The sequence below is a fragment of the Salipaludibacillus sp. CF4.18 genome (assembly GCF_051262595.1).
Taxonomy (GTDB): Bacteria; Bacillota; Bacilli; order Bacillales; family Salisediminibacteriaceae; genus Salipaludibacillus; species Salipaludibacillus neizhouensis.
The window spans coordinates 1-1,750 of sequence record NZ_JBIMEV010000129.1 but is presented as its reverse complement, the minus strand read 5'-3'; the positions used below and the strand labels follow the sequence as shown (position 1 = coordinate 1,750).

The following is a 1,750-nucleotide window of genomic DNA, read 5'->3' as shown; positions in this document are numbered from 1 at the left end:
CTACGCTTCCCCTGTTACTATCATAAAATGGTCGGCGAAGGTTTTTAATATGTTAATGAGCTGAAGGGACAGTTCGTTTGGTGAAATAATATATCCGTTTCTTATCCATTCCATAATCAGTCCGGCAGTACCATGTGCCATGTATAGCTTATGTTCGGGGGTATTGATTATAGTTGAGTTATTAGCTGTAAATACAAAATGTTCTTCTAGAATTTTATAAATAGCTCTTGGTAGATCATGATGCAGGCCTGGAATGGTATCTTTTATTAAATATAGGTTGAAAAAGTCTTGATTTTTATAAATGAAATGGATTAACTCAAATGATTCTGGTCCCATTTTAGTGATAGGAATATTTTCTCCTCTTTTGTAACGGTCCATGCTAGTTCGTTTGATTGCATCAAACATTTCTTCCTGCAGTTCCTCTGTTAAGTGATGTTTATCTAAATAATGAAGATAAAAAGTAGTTCTATTATACATTGCTCTATTAACAATATCTTTAACAGTTACATGACTATAACCCTTTTCATTTATCAAGGAAATAAACGCTTTTTTTAAGTGAGCCTTCGTTCTAATACTTTGTTTTGAAACGAGATTTGTCTTTGTTTCCATTCAAAACTTCCTCCTAATATTAAAAAAGTCCACACTTTCCAAAAAAATGTTGATTTCCTCAACAGAATCGTTATTTTTACTGATTGAGGTCCATCGTCTTTCTGTTTTACACTTGAATTGGTAGTTTAAAAGTATCTTATCACATCAATTGGTAAAGGAGAGAATGAAATGAAACGTTTTGAAAACAAAGTAGTTCTAATTACCGGTGGAGGTTCCGGACTAGGAAGAGCAACTGCTTTACAAGTGGCAAAAGAAGGGGCAAAACTTGTACTAGTGGACCTTAACAAAGATGGTTTAGAAGATAGTAAAAAGGAAATTCTAGCAGTTGCACCTGAAGCAGAAGTAGAATTAATAGAAGCGAACGTTATAGATGAAAAAGAAGTTGAAAAAACTGTACAGTACACAGTTGATAAGTTTGGAAAAATTGATGGTTTCTTTAACAATGCAGGTGTAGAGGGAAAACAAAATGAAACAGAAGACTATGGAATTGACGAATTCAACCGTGTTGTAAATATCAATTTAAACGGGGTATTCTACGGAATGAAATATGTACTGAAAGTAATGAAAGAGCAAGGTTCCGGATCTATCGTAAACACAGCATCAGTAGGCGGAATTCGTGGTGTAGGTAACCAGTCTGGATATGCCGCGAGTAAACACGGGGTAGTAGGATTAACTCGTAACTCTGGTGTTGAATATGGGCAATACGGTGTCAGCATTAAAGCCATTGCTCCAGGCGCTATTATGACTCCAATGGTAGAAGGTTCACTCAGACAAATTGGCGGCGACGACTGGGAAGCTGTCGGAAAAGAATTTGTTAGTGTTAATCCAATGAAACGTTTTGGTAAGCCAGAGGAAGTTGGTAATCTAGTAGCATTTTTACTATCTGATCAAGCTGACTTTATTAATGCAGCAGTTATTCCAATTGATGGTGGACAGTCCTATAAATATTAAAATCATCATCTATCAAAAAGAACGTGTTGGGTGAATTCATCCAATACGTTCTTTTTACGTATTATAGAATTGATCAACTTCTTTCCCATACGGGTATCAACTACTAGTTAATCATTCTTAGTTAAAGAAATGACTAGGTTGATGATCTGTTTATTTTAATGAGGATTTCTAAGTCGTTAAAATGATGCAG

Annotated in this window: 2 protein-coding genes; one reads left to right on the top strand and one right to left on the bottom strand. The window is 35.1% G+C overall.

Translation table 11 applies throughout. From position 1 onward, the window contains the following. On the bottom strand, positions 1-609 hold the full coding sequence (locus ACHABW_RS25720; protein ID WP_435759868.1) for a TetR/AcrR family transcriptional regulator: 609 nt from the start codon (positions 607-609) through the stop codon (positions 1-3). Positions 610-777: 168 nt separating this feature from the next. Here ACHABW_RS25720 and ACHABW_RS25715 point away from each other — a divergent pair, with 168 nt between their 5' ends. Beyond that, entirely contained in the window at positions 778-1,560 is a 783-nt protein-coding gene (locus tag ACHABW_RS25715; protein ID WP_435759866.1) for an SDR family oxidoreductase, read from the top strand. Positions 1,561-1,750: the final 190 nt, after the last annotated feature.

Coding starts and splice junctions, on each gene's coding strand:
- ACHABW_RS25720 (WP_435759868.1), bottom strand. CDS start 609: ATGGAAACAAAGACAAATCTCGTTTCAAAACAAAGTATTAGAACGAAG.
- ACHABW_RS25715 (WP_435759866.1), top strand. CDS start 778: ATGAAACGTTTTGAAAACAAAGTAGTTCTAATTACCGGTGGAGGTTCC.